The 15,423-nt window shown below is 64.0% G+C and carries 12 protein-coding genes; 7 read left to right on the top strand and 5 right to left on the bottom strand.

The features are described from left to right. Positions 1 to 33: 33 nt before the first annotated feature. The 3 genes from J2Y48_RS16070 to J2Y48_RS16060 form a co-directional block, all read right to left on the bottom strand. Positions 34 to 1,806, bottom strand: a complete 1,773-nt coding sequence (locus J2Y48_RS16070) for an SLC13 family permease (protein ID WP_310419986.1) — start codon at positions 1,804 to 1,806, stop codon at positions 34 to 36. Positions 1,807 to 2,071: 265 nt separating this feature from the next. After that, positions 2,072 to 2,830 (bottom strand): TerC family protein, encoded by a 759-nt coding sequence (locus tag J2Y48_RS16065; protein ID WP_310419984.1) that lies wholly within the window; start codon positions 2,828 to 2,830, stop codon positions 2,072 to 2,074. Between the two features lie 115 nt (positions 2,831 to 2,945). Next, on the bottom strand, positions 2,946 to 3,686 hold the full coding sequence (locus tag J2Y48_RS16060) for a TetR/AcrR family transcriptional regulator (protein ID WP_310419981.1): 741 nt from the start codon (positions 3,684 to 3,686) through the stop codon (positions 2,946 to 2,948). 152 nt (positions 3,687 to 3,838) lie between these two features. Here J2Y48_RS16060 and J2Y48_RS16055 point away from each other — a divergent pair, with 152 nt between their 5' ends. The 6 genes from J2Y48_RS16055 to xylA all read left to right on the top strand — a co-directional run bounded on the left by J2Y48_RS16055 (position 3,839) and on the right by xylA (position 12,298). Further along, positions 3,839 to 5,038 (top strand): HlyD family secretion protein, encoded by a 1,200-nt coding sequence (locus J2Y48_RS16055; RefSeq protein ID WP_310419980.1) that lies wholly within the window; start codon positions 3,839 to 3,841, stop codon positions 5,036 to 5,038. Positions 5,039 to 5,139: 101 nt separating this feature from the next. After that, on the top strand, positions 5,140 to 6,723 hold the full coding sequence (locus J2Y48_RS16050; RefSeq protein WP_310419978.1) for a DHA2 family efflux MFS transporter permease subunit: 1,584 nt from the start codon (positions 5,140 to 5,142) through the stop codon (positions 6,721 to 6,723). 154 nt (positions 6,724 to 6,877) lie between these two features. Continuing rightward, entirely contained in the window at positions 6,878 to 7,933 is a 1,056-nt protein-coding gene (locus J2Y48_RS16045) for a metallophosphoesterase (protein WP_310419976.1), read from the top strand. Between the two features lie 318 nt (positions 7,934 to 8,251). Continuing rightward, positions 8,252 to 9,316: a LacI family DNA-binding transcriptional regulator gene (locus J2Y48_RS16040; RefSeq protein WP_310419974.1), complete on the top strand. Its 1,065-nt coding sequence runs from the start codon at positions 8,252 to 8,254 to the stop codon at positions 9,314 to 9,316. Positions 9,317 to 9,325: 9 nt separating this feature from the next. After that, positions 9,326 to 10,780 (top strand): xylulokinase, encoded by a 1,455-nt coding sequence (gene xylB / locus J2Y48_RS16035; protein WP_310419972.1) that lies wholly within the window; start codon positions 9,326 to 9,328, stop codon positions 10,778 to 10,780. A 207-nt stretch (positions 10,781 to 10,987) separates the two neighbouring features. Beyond that, a complete protein-coding gene (gene xylA / locus J2Y48_RS16030) occupies positions 10,988 to 12,298 on the top strand; it encodes a xylose isomerase (RefSeq protein ID WP_310419970.1) in 1,311 nt (436 codons plus the stop codon). Here xylA and J2Y48_RS16025 read toward each other — a convergent pair. After that, complete coding sequence (locus J2Y48_RS16025) at positions 12,282 to 13,211, bottom strand: LysR family transcriptional regulator (protein ID WP_310419967.1); 930 nt, start codon at positions 13,209 to 13,211, stop codon at positions 12,282 to 12,284. The two genes, xylA and J2Y48_RS16025, sit on opposite strands and share 17 nt — an antisense overlap. A gap of 180 nt (positions 13,212 to 13,391) precedes the next feature. Between J2Y48_RS16025 and J2Y48_RS16020 the strand changes: the two genes are divergently transcribed. Next, entirely contained in the window at positions 13,392 to 14,306 is a 915-nt protein-coding gene (locus J2Y48_RS16020) for a DMT family transporter (RefSeq protein ID WP_310419965.1), read from the top strand. Positions 14,307 to 14,359: 53 nt separating this feature from the next. On the opposite strand, the gene J2Y48_RS16015 is transcribed toward J2Y48_RS16020, so the two are convergent. Then, complete coding sequence (locus tag J2Y48_RS16015) at positions 14,360 to 15,397, bottom strand: LacI family DNA-binding transcriptional regulator (RefSeq protein WP_310419963.1); 1,038 nt, start codon at positions 15,395 to 15,397, stop codon at positions 14,360 to 14,362. Positions 15,398 to 15,423: the final 26 nt, after the last annotated feature.

Genomic DNA, 15,423 nt, shown 5'->3' with positions numbered 1-15,423 from the left:
TCGATCCGGTGCGTCAAGAGATTGTCGGCTCTTCTAGCGCACCGGCCAGACGTAGAGCAGGGCTGGCACGGCGACGAGGACGACGAGCAGCGACAGCGGCAGGCCGAGGCGCGGATAGTCGCTGAACCGGTAGCCGCCCGGCCCCATGACGAGCGTATTGCACTGGTGGCCGATCGGGGTGAGGAAATCGCTGCCGGCGCCGATCGCCACCGCCATCAGGAAGGCTTCCGGTCGGTAGTCGAGCGCCGCGGCAAAGCTGACGGCGATCGGTGCCATGACGAGCACGGTAGCGGCGTTGTTGAGGAACGGGGTCACGGCCATCGCCGTCACCAGGATCAGCGCCAGCGCGCCATAGACCGGCATGGCCGAGGCGACGTCAGCGAGCCAGCCGGCGATCAGTTCGCTGCCGCCGGTGGTCCGGAGTGTATCCGAGACGGGGATGAGGGCCGCGAGCATGACGAGGATCGGGCCGTCCACCGCCCGGTAGGCGTCGGCGAGCGGGATCACCCGACAGAGCAGCATGGCGATCGCGGCGGCGAAGAAGGCGGTGGCGACCGGCACCGTTCCGGTGGCGCTGGCGAGCATTGCCGCGGCGAGGATGATCACCGGCACGATGGCGCGCCGCTTTGTGCCGAGCAGGATCTGGCGCTGGGCGAGCGGCAGCAGGTTCAGTTCCTGCAGGGTCGCGGGCAGGGTCTTCATTCCGCCTTGCACCATCAGTACGTCGCCGGGGGCGAGGCTCACCTCACTCAGGCGCTCCGTCAGCCGCTTTCCCTGCCGGCTGACGGCGAGCAGGTTGATGCCGTAGCTGTGGAACAGTGCCAGCCGCCTAGCCGACAGCCCAACCAGGCGGCTGTCGTTTCCGACGACTGCTTCGACCGCAGCGATCTCCTCGCCGGTTGCGGGTGCCTCCTTGATCGGTTTCCCCGACAGCTCGAGGCCGGCGGCTGACGTAACCCGATCGAGCGCCTGCGGCGTTCCTTCAAAGAGGATCGTATCGCCGACCCGAACCGTCACGTCCGGAAGCGGTGCCAAGTGGCGACCGTTGCGGATGATCGCGGTGGCGGTGATATCGCCCTCGCCGGGCTTGAGGGTGGCGCTCAGCGACTTGCCGGCAGCGCCGGAATTCGCCGTGACGGTGGCGTCGGAGGAATAGGGGGCGAAGTCGAGCGCTTCGTCCAGCGAAGGGTTCTGGTTGATGCGGGCTGGAACAAGTCGATTGAAGACGATCAGGAAAAGGACGCCCGCAATCGTCAGGATTCCGCCGACCGGTGTGAAGTCGAACATCGTGAAGCTCTCACCGGTGATCTCCTGGCGCATGCGCGACACGACGATGTTCGGCGAGGTGCCGATCTGCGTCATCAATCCGCCGAGCAGGGCGGCAAACGCCATCGGCATCAGATAGCGCGATACCGGCACGCCTGAGCGCCGGGAAAACTGGAAGGCCATCGGCATCATGATGGCAAGCGCGCCGATGTTCTTGATGAAGGCGGACATCACCGCGACGGTTATCAGGAGCAAGAGCATCTGCGGTGTGAAAGTGACGAGGCTCGGAAAGAACCGCTGCACGGCGGTGTTGATGATGCCGGAGCGGGCGACGCCCGCACTGACCACCAGCGCGCTGCCGACGATGATGACGATGTCGTCGCTGAAGCCTGAAAAAGCCTTGTCATAGGGAACGATGCCGACGGCGACCGACACCAGCAGCGCCAGGCAGGCGACGATGTCGTAGCGAAGACGTCCCCAGATAAAGCCGGCCATCATCAAGAGGATGACCGCGAACGCCAGCATCTGCTCCGTCGTCATTTCTCCCCCATCGTCCCTGCGAGGGGTGCGGCCTCGCAATGCATGGAAAATTCCAGCGTTGGCAAAAGGTTCCGGAGCCTTCGGCAGGTGACTTTCCGTGTGGGATGCCAACGGACAACACGGATGGGGACTGCGGGGATGTGCCTATTTCGTCCTGCAGCCAACAAAAGAAACGAGCGACTTAAACCCGGCCGGCCTAAGACTCTTCTTCCTTTTGGCCGGCGAGCGATGCGCGCCGGCCCGTTCTGGTCCGATCGGCAGGCGCTCAGTGGAGCGTCTGCGCGTCGGCCTTCTTCCGCCGCCTCGCATTGCGCGCCAACATGTTGAGTGCCTCGACCAGCGCCGAGAACGCCATGGCGGCGTAGACGTAGCCCTTCGGCACGTGGAAACCCATGCCTTCGGCGATCAGCGTCATGCCGATCATCAGCAGGAAGGCGAGCGCCAGCATGACGATGGTCGGGTTCTTCTCGATGAAGTTGGCAAGCGGCGTTGCCGCCAGCAGCATCACGGTGACAGCGACGACGACGGCTGCGACCATGATCGGCAGGTGCGGCGTCATGCCGACGGCTGTAATGATGCTGTCGACCGAGAAAACGAGGTCGAGCAGCAGGATCTGGCCGATTGCGGCGGTGAACGAGGCGACCGCGGCGGTGCCGAGGAATTCCTCGTTGTGACTGGCCGGATCGACGTTGTGGTGAATTTCCTTGGTCGCCTTCCAGACGAGGAAGAGGCCGCCGGCAATCAGGATGACGTCCTTCCACGAAAAGCCGTGGCCGAAGATCTCGAACACCGGCGTTGTCAGCCTGATGATCCAGGCGATCGTGCCTAGCAGCGCCAGTCGCATGATCAGCGCCAGGCCGATGCCGATGCGCCGTGCCGAGACGCGATGTTCGGACCGCAGCTTGTTCGTCAGGATCGAGATGAAGATCAGGTTGTCGATGCCCAGCACCACTTCCATGACGATCAGCGTCACAAGGGCAACCCAGGCTTCAGGGCTTTGCATCAGGACAAGGATGCTGTCCATGCGATCTTCCTCTCCAAATCGGAACGTCAATGACGTCGGTATGTATGGAGAATCAGAGTGCTTACAAGGCAGCAGCTACAGATAGGATGCGAAAAAAGCTTGCCGTCCGATGCGTTTATCCGATTTGGCTGGCGGATTTTGGGTCGTCGGATTCCTGGGGCTGCAAAGACAGGCGAGCTTCGGATGCGCTCCGTTCGTAGGCTGCCAGGAAGACTTTGGTGCCGCTTGCCACGATCCGCTCGACCTCGGAAGGGGGGGGCGGCGTCTCCATTGAACCGAACAGGCGGTGCTTGAAGATGCCGGCCGTCGCCAGTTCCAGGAATTGCCGGCTGGCGAGTTCGGTATCGTCAATTGCAAGCCGTCCATCCTCGACCTGCCGGTCGAGATAGGCCTTCAGAACCGAAACCGGGTTCATCGGGCTGGCGGAAAGGAAATTGCAGGCCAGCAGCGGCATGCGCTGGTTGACGGCGATCACCATGCGCATGGCCTTGATTGTATAGTCCGCCGAAATGTGCGTGGCGAAAAGGATGCCGAAGTCGTGCAGGGCCTCGGCCACCGTCAGGTTTTCTTTGAGAGCGCCGCGGGCCGATTCGGTAATGCGCAGTCGTTCGCGCTGGATCAGTTCACCGAACAGGTCTTCCTTGTTCTCGAAATAAACGTAAATCGTCCCTTTGGACACGCCGGCCGCCCGCGTGATATCGTTCATGCTCGCCGCATCGAAGCCTTGTTCCATGAAAACGCGCTTGGCACCGTCCAGGATCTGTTCGCGTTTCAAGGGGTCCGCGCCCGCGGCACGTCGCCCGGTCGGGGTGTTCGGGCAGGTCTCGTCGCAAGTTGCCGTTAACTTCGTTTCCATCGCGCCTTGCAGAAATTCCTCTTGCTACTTGCTTTTCGAACCGCGCGGTTCGATTTCGCCTTGATATGGAACATATTTGGTACTATGTCAAATCGAACTGAACGGTTCAGTTCGATTGCATCATCGCTGCCATGCCATTTGCGGGTGAACATATGTCAGTTTCCAAGACATCGAGCAAAGCCAAGGTGCGTCCAGTCGACGATGATTTCGTCGCAGAAGCGCCGACCGCGCCCGCGCCGGAGGCACCGGCAACCGTCGAGCCAGCGCCGGTGCCGGCTACCAAATCCGCCAAGGCAGGACGCAAGCGCCGTGTTCTGCCCGTGCTGTTTCTGGCATTGCTCGCCGGCGGCGGCTGGTACGGCTACGACTGGTGGACGACGGGACGGTTCATGGTCTCGACCGACGACGCCTATATCGGCGGCGATATCGCCACGATCTCGCCGAAGGTGACGGGCTATGTCGCCCAGGTTCACGTCGCCGCCAACCAGCAGGTCAAGGCTGGCGACGTGCTCGTGACCCTCGACAGCGGCGACTACCAGAACGCCCTCGATCAGGCGAAAGCGCGGATTACGACCGCTGAGCTCTCCCTGCATCGGATCGATGCGCAAATCGACGGAGCGAAGGCCTCGCTTGCCCAGGCGGAAGCAACGAAGGTGGCGCTTGATGCTGCCGTCCGCGGTGCCGAAATCAATCAGCAACGTGCGAGCACCTTGCAGTCGAAGTCCGTCGGTACGACGGCCGAACTTGACAGCGCCAATGTTGCCCTTGACCAGGCCCGGGCGAACCTGGCCGGAGGCGAGGCCAACATCATTGCCGCCAAGGCCAATATCGCGTTGCTCGAAGCACAGCGAAAGGAAACCGAGGGTACGATCCGGACCCTGGAGATCGAGCGTGACAAAGCCGCGCGCGACCTGGGTTTCACCGTGTTGAAGGCGCCCTATGACGGCGTCGTCGGCAACCGCTCCGTCCAGGTTGGCGATCTGGTTGCGCCGGGGCAGCGGCTGATGGCGATGGTGCCGACCCGCGAACTCTATGTCGATGCCAACTTCAAGGAAACGCAGCTGAAGCGCCTGGTGCCCGGCTCGAAGGTCAAGGTCTACGTCGATGCCTATGACGACGACGCTATTCAGGCCACCGTGGAGTCCATCTCGCCGGCATCCGGCTCGGTCTTCTCGCTGCTTCCGCCGGAGAATGCGACCGGCAACTTCACCAAGGTGATCCAGCGCGTGCCGGTACGCATCGCGCTGCCAAAGGACGCGCTCGACAGCGGCCGCCTCCGGGCGGGCCTGAGCGTCGTCGTCGATGTCGATACCCGCACGGCTCCCGAGGCAGGCGCCGCTGCGGCTAATTGAATGTTGCGCGTTCTCCGGACGCGCAACATTCCGCAATCCTCTTTGATCCAGTATCCGGACGCCGGACGTGTCCCGGGTAGCATTGACCGTCGGAGTCGGCCATGTCAGCCACAACCGTTATTTCGGGCTCGGCCGCTCCGAACGCCTCAGAGACTATGGACCCGAAGCGCCTGATCGCTTTTTTCGCCATGGTGCTCGGCATGTTCATGGCGATCCTCGACATCCAGGTGGTGTCGGCCTCGCTATCCGAAATCCAGGCAGGCCTGAGTGCCGGGTCGGACGAGATCGCCTGGGTGCAGACCTCCTATCTGATTGCCGAAGTGATCATGATCCCGCTTTCGGGAACGCTCGCCCGGATCATCTCCACCCGCTACCTGTTCACCATCTCCGCCGCCGGCTTCACGCTCGCTAGCATTCTCTGCGCGACCGCAACGAACATCGAGCAGATGATCGTCTACCGCGCGATTCAGGGCTTTATCGGCGGCGGCATGATCCCGTCCGTCTTCGCCGCCGCCTTTACGATCTTCCCGCCGTCGAAGCGCAGCATCGTCTCGCCCATCATCGGCCTGATCGCAACCCTGGCGCCCACCATCGGGCCGACCGTCGGCGGCTATCTCAGCCATGCCTTTTCCTGGCACTGGCTGTTCCTGATCAACGTCATCCCGGGCATCATCGTCACCATCGTCGCGTGGAACTTCATCGATTTCGACAAGCCGCAGCTGTCATTGATGAAGAGGTTCGACTGGTGGGGGCTTCTCTCCATGGCCGTCTTCCTGGGGGCGCTTGAATATGTGCTGGAAGAGGGCAATGCCAAGGACTGGTTCAACGACGAGCACATCGTCATGGGCGCCGTCGCCTCGGCCATGGGTGCTGCCGTCTTCTTCTACCGTGCCTTCAAGGTCGAGTTCCCGGTCGTGGATCTTCGCGCCTTTTCCGATCGCAACTTCGCTTTCGGCTCGATGTTCTCCTTCATCATGGGCATCGGCCTCTACGGCCTGACCTATCTCTATCCGGTCTATCTCGCCCATATCCGTGGCTACGATTCCTTGATGATCGGCGAGACCATGTTCGTCTCCGGCCTGGCGATGTTCTTCACCGCACCGGTCGCCGGCATATTGTCGAGCAAGCTCGACCTGCGGGTGATGATGGCGATCGGCTTCATCTCCTTCGGTGCGGGTACCTACATCATGACCGGGCTGACGGCGGATTGGGACTTCTACGAACTGTTCATCCCGCAGATCCTGCGCGGTGTCGGGCTGATGCTGTGCATGGTGCCGATCAACAACATCGCGCTCGGCACCCTGCCGCCGGCGCGTATTCCAAACGCCTCCGGCCTCTATAACCTGACCCGTAACCTTGGCGGCGCCGTCGGTCTCGCGATCATCAACTCGATGCTGACGACGCGGCAGGACGTCCACTACATGCGGCTGCGCGAGCACATCGACTGGGGCAACCCGGCGGCTGTCGAACAGCTGAAGAACATGGCCGCCAACTATTCCGCGCACGGGCTCGATGGCGCGACGATCGCCATCAAACAGATGGTCGGCATCGTCCAGCGGCAGGCGATGATCATGTCGTTCAGCGACGTGTTCCTGCTCCTGACCGTGCTCTTTGCCGGCATGCTGGCCTGCGTGGTGCTGATCAAGAAGCCCGGCGCCCATGCAGGCGAGGGCGGCGGCCACTGACCGCTTTGCCCGCGGGGGCTGTATTGGAGCGCCCGCTTTCGCTAGGATGCCGTGCCGACGGATCAATTCGGATCATTGCATGGCATTCGAACGACGGTCATGGCTTTCACGGCGCGCCTTGTTGGGCGGGATCGCTGGCCTCGGAGCAGCGCCGATGCTTCGCAGCCTCCCGGCGCGCGCGGAGAATCCCTGGCCGGCGATCGATTCGACCTTCATCTTCGCCGCCGACGTGCATGCCTGCCTTGTCACCGCGGACACGCTCAGTCCGCATTGCGAACAGGAGGGCAAGACCGACGCCAATCTCGTCCGTCACGTCCGGGCGATCAACCAGATCGAGCACAAGGACTGGCCGCGCAACATCGACGGCATCGACACTGGCCTTCACAACGCCGGCAAGCCGATGGGTCGTCCGCACGGTGTAATCATGGGCGGCGACATGACCGACGATGGTGGCGGACAACTGAAGGTCCCTGGCGTCGGGTGGCAGTTGCAGCAGTTCGCCAGCCGCTACCGGCAGGGCACCGGCCTCGACGAGGTGCACTACCCGGTCTACAACGGCCTCGGTAACCACGATCTCGACCAGGATGGCGTAGCGCCGCATGTCGACTTCTACCGGCGCGCGATGCGGGACTACGTGGAACTGAACCACCGCATGTCGGTGTTCTACAAGCCGCCGGTGCCGGTGACGAACTTCCACGTGCCTTCCGACAGCTACTCCTGGGACTGGGGCGGTCTGCATCTCGTCCAGTTGCAACGCTTTGGCGGCGACGAGGCGAAGGGGGCGGTCAGCGGCCTGTCCTGGCTGCAGCAAGACCTCGCCGCCTATGCCGTCGATGGACGGCCCGTCGTGCTTTTCCAGCACTATGGCTGGGACCCGTTCTCGATCGAGCGCTGGGATCCGTCGAAGATGGCCTTCAATGATCAGGGCACCGGAAAGGCCCATTGGTGGACCGAGGAGGATCGCCAAGCCCTGCTGGCGACGCTGAAGGGCTACAACGTGATCGGCCTGTTCCATGGCCACGAGCACGACACACCGATGATCTACCGCCGGGATGGCCTGGACCTGTTCAAGCCGATCGCCGCCTACAAGGGCGGCCTGGCCGTCGCCCGGGTCACCGACGAGCGTTTCGAGGTGGTGCTGGCGAAAGCCTATGGCGAGCGCGGCGACGTGGTCTTCACCCACGCCTTCAGCAAGCCGCTGGGCAGGTGACGGGTCTGTCCGCGTTCTTTTGGCTGGTGCGGAGAGGGTTGGCTCGGCGATCAGCAAGGCTCTCCCGTCATGCCGGGCTCGACCCGGCATCCAGGGTGCGCAAGTCCTTGCGCGCAAAAGGAGTCTTGTTGCGCCGCAGACGTAGCCGCTGGATCCCGGCTCAAGGCCGGGATGACGGCAAAGATGGTTTGGTGGCAACAAAAAGTGCCATTTGACCGGCCCTCCCAGGGCAACCGCCGCCGGCCCTAAACTATCCGCTGCCAGTTTCTGATTTACGTACATCAAAAACTCCGCTACAGCTCGCCGCCGGAGGAATTGATGCGACCCACCGTTCATGACATCGCGGCAAATGCCGGCGTCAGCCTGGCCACCGTCGATCGCGTCCTCAACGGCCGCCCCGGCGTGCGTGCCGTCACTCGCGCCAGGGTCGAGGCGGCGATCCGGAAGCTCGGCTTTGTCCGCGACGTGGCGGCGGCCAATCTCGCCAAGGGGCGAGTCTATCCGCTTACCTTCATTGTGCCTCACGGCGAAAACCCTTTTATGCGCGGGCTGGAGCGAGAGGTGCTAGACGCGGTCGATCGCTCTTCTTTCGAGCGAACGCGGATTTCGATCGTCAACGTTCCTCCCTTCAATGCAGGCGCGCTCGTAACGGCTATCGATGCGGCGATTGCCGATGGCGTGGCGGGGGTCGCCGCCGTCGCGGTCGATGCGCCGGAAGTCGCCGCGGCCATCGCGCGGGCCAATACGGCCGGTATCCCCTTCGTCACGCTGGTTTCCGATCTGGCCGCCTCGCAACGCGACCACTTCTGCGGCGTCGACAACGTGGCCGCCGGCCGCACCGCCGGCAGCCTGATGGCGCGGGTTCTCGGGACGCGCACGGGACCCGTCGCCGTCCTCGCGGGCTCGATGCTGGTGCGCGACCATCGCGAGCGCCTGGAAGGGTTTCGTGCGGTCATGGCAGAAGCAGGCGGCGGGCGACCGGTGCTCGACGTCCTGGAAGGACAGGACGATCCAAAGCTCGCGGGAACGCTGATCGCGAAGTGCCTGAAGGGCAACCCGGATCTCGTTGGCATCTACAGCCTCGGTGCCGGCAATGGCGGCCTGGTCGCCGCGCTCGCAGCCGCTGGCAGGGACAACCTTTGCGTCATCGCTCACGAATTGACGGCTCCGACGCGGGCGGGGCTGGAAAGCGGCCTCATCGATGCGGTGCTCAACCAGGATGCCGGTCACGAGGTGCGCAGCGCCATACGCATCCTGCGCGCCAAAGCCGACGGCCTGCCGGTGGTCGAGGCGCAGGAGCGCATCCGCATCGATATCTTCATCAGGGAAAACCTGCCGCCGGAGGGCGGAGAAGCCGGGCTGTCACAGCCGGGCGAAGCTTAGGAGCCTGCCATGTATCTCGGAATCGACCTTGGAACGTCGGGCGTAAAGGCGATGCTGATCGATGCCGACCAGCGGATTGTCGGCTCGGCCAGCGGCGCGCTCGACGTCTCGCGCCCGCACCCGGGCTGGTCGGAACAGGATCCGGCCGACTGGATCGCCGCCGCCGAAGAGGCGCTCGATGCCCTTAGGGCCGCCCACCCGGCCGAGCTTGCCACCGTGCGCGGTATCGGCCTCTCCGGCCAGATGCACGGCGCGACGTTGCTCGACGACAACGACCGGGTGCTGCGCCCCTGCATCCTGTGGAACGACACCCGCAGCCATCGCGAGGCGGCGGCGCTCGATGCCGATCCGCGCTTCCGCGCCATCACCGGCAATATCGTCTTTCCCGGCTTCACGGCCCCAAAACTCGTATGGGTGAAGAACAACGAGCCGGAAATCTTTGCCAAGGTTGGCCGGGTCCTGCTGCCGAAGGATTACCTGCGCCTGTGGCTTACCGGCGAGCACATGTCGGAAATGTCTGATTCCGCCGGCACCTCCTGGCTGGATACGGGCGGGCGAAAATGGTCGCCCGAGCTCCTCGCTGCAACCGGGCTCGAGGAGCGGCAGATGCCGAGCCTTGTCGAGGGCACCGACAGCGCCGGCACGCTTCGCGCCGAACTCGCCGCGCGCTGGGGCCTCGGCGCGGGCGTCGTCGTCGCCGGCGGAGCAGGGGACAATGCGGCGTCGGCATGCGGCATGGGCACGGTGCGGGATGGCGCCGCGTTCGTCTCGCTCGGCACCTCGGGCGTGCTGTTTGCCGCGAACGGGCGCTATCTGCCGAACCCGGAAAGCGCCGTGCACGCCTTCTGCCATGCGCTGCCGAACACCTGGCACCAGATGGGCGTGATCCTGTCGGCCACCGACGCGCTGAACTGGCATGCCCGCGTCACCGGCGTGAGCGCCGCCGAACTCACCGCCGAACTCGGCGAGACGTTGAAGCGACCCTCTGGCGTCACCTTCCTGCCCTATCTGTCCGGCGAACGCACGCCGCACAATGACGCTACAATCCGCGGCGCCTTCGCGGGTCTCGGTCACGAGAGCGACCGCGCGGCGCTGACGCAGGCGGTGCTGGAAGGCGTTTCGTTCGCGATCCGCGACAGCCTCGAAGCGCTGCGGCTTGCCGGCACGGAACTGACGCGCGTCACCGCGATCGGCGGCGGCTCGCGCTCGCGCTACTGGCTGAAGTCGATCGCCACCGCGCTGTCACTGCCAGTGGACGTGCCGGCCGACGGCGATTTCGGCGCTGCCTTCGGGGCGGCGCGGCTCGGGCTGATCGCGGCGACGGGAAGCGATCCGGTGGCAATCTGCACGCCGCCTTCGACGGCCGAGACGGTCGAGCCAGACGCGGCGCTGAGCAGCGCGTATGAGACGGCTTACGAGCGCTACCGCCGTCTCTACCCGGCGATCCGCGATGCGATGGTTTGAAGGCGGGGTTTGCCCCTCACCCTAACCCTCGCCCCGCAGGCGGGGAGAGGGGACGTGGCACGCGGAGCGTCCCTGATGAGACGGATCGTCTCCAGAAGGTGAGGGACGCGGCATATCCCTTCTCCCCGCTCGCGGTGAGAAGGTCGCGGCAGCGGGATGAGGGGCGTCCGCTGCAACCAGGTTCAGTTATTCAAGGAGGAGACACCCATGAGCACCGGCTTTTTCGGCGACATCGCCAAGGTGAAATACGAAGGCTCGGAGAGCACCAATCCGCTGGGCTTCCGCCACTACGACAAGGACGAAGTCGTGCTCGGCAAGCGCATGGAGGATCATCTGCGCTTTGCCGTCGCCTACTGGCACAGTTTCGTCTGGCCGGGCGGTGATCCGTTCGGCGGGCAGACCTTCGAGCGGCCGTGGTTCAAGGACTCGATGGACGCAGCGAAGCTCAAGGCCGACGTCGCCTTCGAGTTCTTCCAGCTGCTCGGCGTGCCCTTCTACTGCTTCCACGACGCCGACGTGCGGCCGGAGGGCAAGAGCTTCGCCGAGAACACGAAGAACCTCAACGAGATCGTCGACCATTTCGAAAAGAAGCAGGCGGAGACCGGCGTCAAGCTGCTGTGGGGCACGGCGAACCTGTTCTCCAACCGCCGCTACATGGGCGGGGCCGCGACCAATCCGGACCCGGACGTCTTCGCGTTCGCGGCGGCGACGGTAAAGACCTGCATCGACGCCACAAAGCGGCTCGGCGGCCAGAACTACGTGCTCTGGGGCGGGCGCGAGGGCTACGAGACGCTGCTCAACACCGACATGAAGCGCGAGCTCGACCAACTCGGCCGCTTCGTCAACCTCGTCGTCGAGTACAAGCACAAGATCGGCTTTACGGGCACGATCCTGATCGAACCGAAGCCGCAGGAGCCGACCAAGCACCAGTATGATTTCGACGTCGCCACCGTCTATGGCTTCCTGAAGAAGTACGGGCTGGAGAACGAGGTGAAGGTCAATATCGAGCAGGGCCACGCGATCCTCGCGAACCATTCCTTCGAGCACGAGCTGGCGCTGGCCAACGCGCTCGGCATCTTCGGCTCGATCGACATGAACCGCAACGACTACCAATCCGGCTGGGACACTGACCAGTTCCCGAACAACGTGCCGGAGATGGCGCTGGCCTATTACCAGGTGCTGGCCGGAGGCGGTTTCAGGACCGGCGGCACCAATTTCGACGCCAAGTTGCGCCGCCAGTCGATCGATCCGGAGGATTTGCTGATCGCCCATATCGGCGGCATGGACTGCTGCGCCCGCGGCCTGAAGGCGGCGGCAAGGATGATCGAGGACAAGGCGCTGTCGAAGCCGCTCGAGGAGCGCTACGCCGGCTGGAGCGTGCCGGAAGCGAAGAAGATGCTCGACGGCGGCTTCTCCCTCGAGGAGATCGAGGCCTGGGTGCTGAAATCCGACCTCAACCCAAAGCCGCGCTCCGGCAGGCAGGAATTGCTGGAGAACGTGGTCAACCGCTACGTCTGAGCTGGGCGGTGTCGACCGCTACGTCAGGCCCGATCCTCAGGCAGCCGTAGCGGTCGGTCTCGCGTTTGATTTCTGCGATGAGGACATCCAGGGCGGGATTGCGGGATTTTCGGGCGCGTCGCACGACGTAGGCGACCGATGGTGGCTGCGGCAGCCGGCCGGCAACGCGTTCCATCTCCTGAGAGAGATGGCGGCTGCTGACGATGGCGACGCCGAGCCCTGAGGCGACGCCTGCCACGATCCCCGCAGCACTCGTGCACTCCAGCACGGTCTCGAAAACCAAGTCGCTGTCTTTTGCGATCTCGAACGCCCATTGCCGGTAGAAGCACGCGTCATCGAACGACAGGAAGGGTATCGGGCCGGCGTCCGGCAAGGAAAGCTCCGGCGACTTCACCCAGTGGAGGTCCTCGCGAAACAGCACCACGTCCGAGGGGCGAACTTCATGCGCAAACACCTGGATGATGGCGGCATCGAGCCGTCCGTCGTCCAGCATGGATCGAAGCGTCAGGCTCATCTTTACCTGCGCCCTGACCGACACTTCCGGATGCAGCCGGCGAAACCGGCCCAGGATGCGCGAAAGGTCGGTGCAGGTCGTATCCTCGGTCATGCCGAGCGTAATTCTCCCCGCAAGCGAACTCTTGGACAGGCTGAGAAGCGCTTCGTCGTGCAGGCTCAAAATGCGTTCGGCATAGTCCAGCAGTTCCTCGCCCAGTTCCGTGAACAGCGGAGCGTCCGGTTTTCGGCTGAGCAGTTCGCAGCCGATATTGGCTTCCAGTCGCCTTATCTTGTGGCTGACGGCCGATTGCGACAGCCTCAGGGCCGCCGCCGCGCGCGTGACGCCACCGTGAAGCCGGATAGCCTGGAGAGCCCGAAGCGCGTCGACATCCAGACGCCTGGCGTTCAGTTCGGTCATGGTTCCTGTCCAGCAAAATCAACTGCGGCCAGAATGACAAATCTTGGCGGCCGCATACAGTCTTCAATCCAGATTTCGTTGAGCATTCATTGCATGATCGAAATTTGTCATGTGATCTCGTCCGGGTTTGCGCGTATTCGGCCGGGACCGTCATCACACTGAACCACGTTCCGGGCGACCATGGCTGACACGACTGCTGCATCCTCCCCTGTTTCTGGCCACCGCCTTCTTTGGCCGCTTCTGGCTACCGTCCTGGTTGTGGGTTGGAGTTCGGGGTTCGTCGGAATCCGCTACGCCAGCGAACAGGCAGGTGTGATGCTGGTGCTCTTCTGGCGCACCCTGTTGTCCGGGGTCATCCTGCTGCCGTTCGCTTTGCTCGTCGGGCCGCGCATATCGTTCGGGGCCGTCGGTGTGCAGATGATCTTCGGCGTGATGATTGTCTTCCTGTATCTGGGCGGATTCGCCTTGGCGATCGAGCAACGGGTGCCGACGGGTCTCGTCGCGCTGATCTCGGATCTGGTGCCGCTGGCGATCGCTGCCCTGTCGCACACGCTCCTGGGCGAGCGGATGAGCCTGCGCCAATGGGCCGGCACAGCAATCGCGATCGCCGGGGTGCTGATCGTGTCGTTCGACAGTCTGAGCCTCGGCACCGCGCCGGTGTGGGCCTATGTGGTGACGGTCGCCTCGATGGCAGTGTTTGCGCTCGCGACCGTTCTCCAGAAGCGCTTTGGCACGCTGAAGATGCCGATCCACCAGAGCCTCTGCATCCAGTTTCTGACCGGCGCGGTGCTGTTCGGGGTTGTCGCCAATGCGCAGGGCGGGCTGCTGCCCCCGGCCGACCGCGGCTTTGCGGTCGGGATTGCCTGGCTCGTGCTGGTCGCGACGTTCCTCTGCTACACGACCTACTATATGAGCCTGCGCCTGTTTCCGGCCGCCAAGGTCAGTGCCGCGATCTATCTCAGCCCGCCTGTCACGATGATATGGGCCTGGGCGCTGTTTTCCGAGCCGCTCACCGTGTCGATGTTCGGCGGGCTGTTCGTCACTCTTCTCGGGGTCTGGCTCACCTCGTCGACGGGCGGCGCCAAGCACGGCTAGCTCGCAGGGGAGGCATTGGCCGTGCAGGTGCCTTCAGAACCCGAGCGAACGCCTCAACGTCCCGCCCGCTGCCTTGACGGCGCCGCCACCGAGTTGCGCACCACGAGATCCGGCCGAAGCAGGATCTCGGTCTCCGTTTCCGCCGACGTTCCATCCGACAGCATTTCCAGGAGCAGCGCCATGGCACGCTTGCCGATGGCGGTGCGGGGTTGGCGGATCGTGGTCAACGATGGTGTCATGAAGCTCGCTTGCGGGATGTCGTCGAAGCCGGTGACGGAGAAATCGCTGGGAATGTCGTAGCCGCGGGCCTTCAGGCCGATCGTTACACCGAGCGCGGTCTGGTCGTTGACGCACATGAAGGCGGTCGGCAGGTCGTCGCGCATGAAAAGCTGCTCGAGCGCCAGGCGGCCGCTTTCGATCGTGCCGTCGCCCTCCATGACGATCCGGCCCTGCGGTGGCACGCCGGCGGCATCGAGACCGGCCTCATAGCCGGCGCGGCGGCGGGTGTGGGCGAGCTTCGTGCGCGAATCGCCAATGAAGGCGATCTTTCGGTGGCCTTCGGCGATCAAAAGATCGACCGCCTTGCGCGCGCCCTCCACGTCGTCGACACCCACATAGGGAATGCCGCCGTTGAAGACCGGCTCGAAGACGCCGACACAGGGCGGCAGGCGCGCCGTCATGGCCCGGTGACCGAAGGGCAGGATGCCCGTGAACAGGATCAAACCGGCCGCCTGGTTGGAGTTGAGGAACTTCAGGTATTCCAGACCGCGCTGCGGCTCGTTCTGCGTATGGCCGATCAGGACGCCGTAGCCATGCGCGCGGGCCTCGTTCTCCAGGCCGACCAGGATGTTGGAGAAGTTCGGGTCGCCGATGTCGGGCGCCACGACCAGGATCATATTGGATCGACCGAGCCTGAGGCTGCGGGCCATCGCGTTGGTGGTGTAGCCGGTGACCGCGATCGCCTGGTCAACTTTCAGCCGTGTCGACTTCGCCACCTTCTCCGGCGTGTGGATCGCCCGCGAGACGGTCGCGATCGACACTTCGGCGATCCGGGCGACGTCTTCGATTGTTGCGGGGGAGGAATTCGACACTGCGTTCTGCCTCGGCTGCTTTGCGG

The organism is Mycoplana sp. BE70, assembly GCF_031455855.1.
Taxonomy (GTDB): Bacteria; Pseudomonadota; Alphaproteobacteria; order Rhizobiales; family Rhizobiaceae; genus Mycoplana.
Note: the sequence above shows the minus strand (reverse complement) of the source record. Positions and strands in the feature narration are given on the sequence as shown.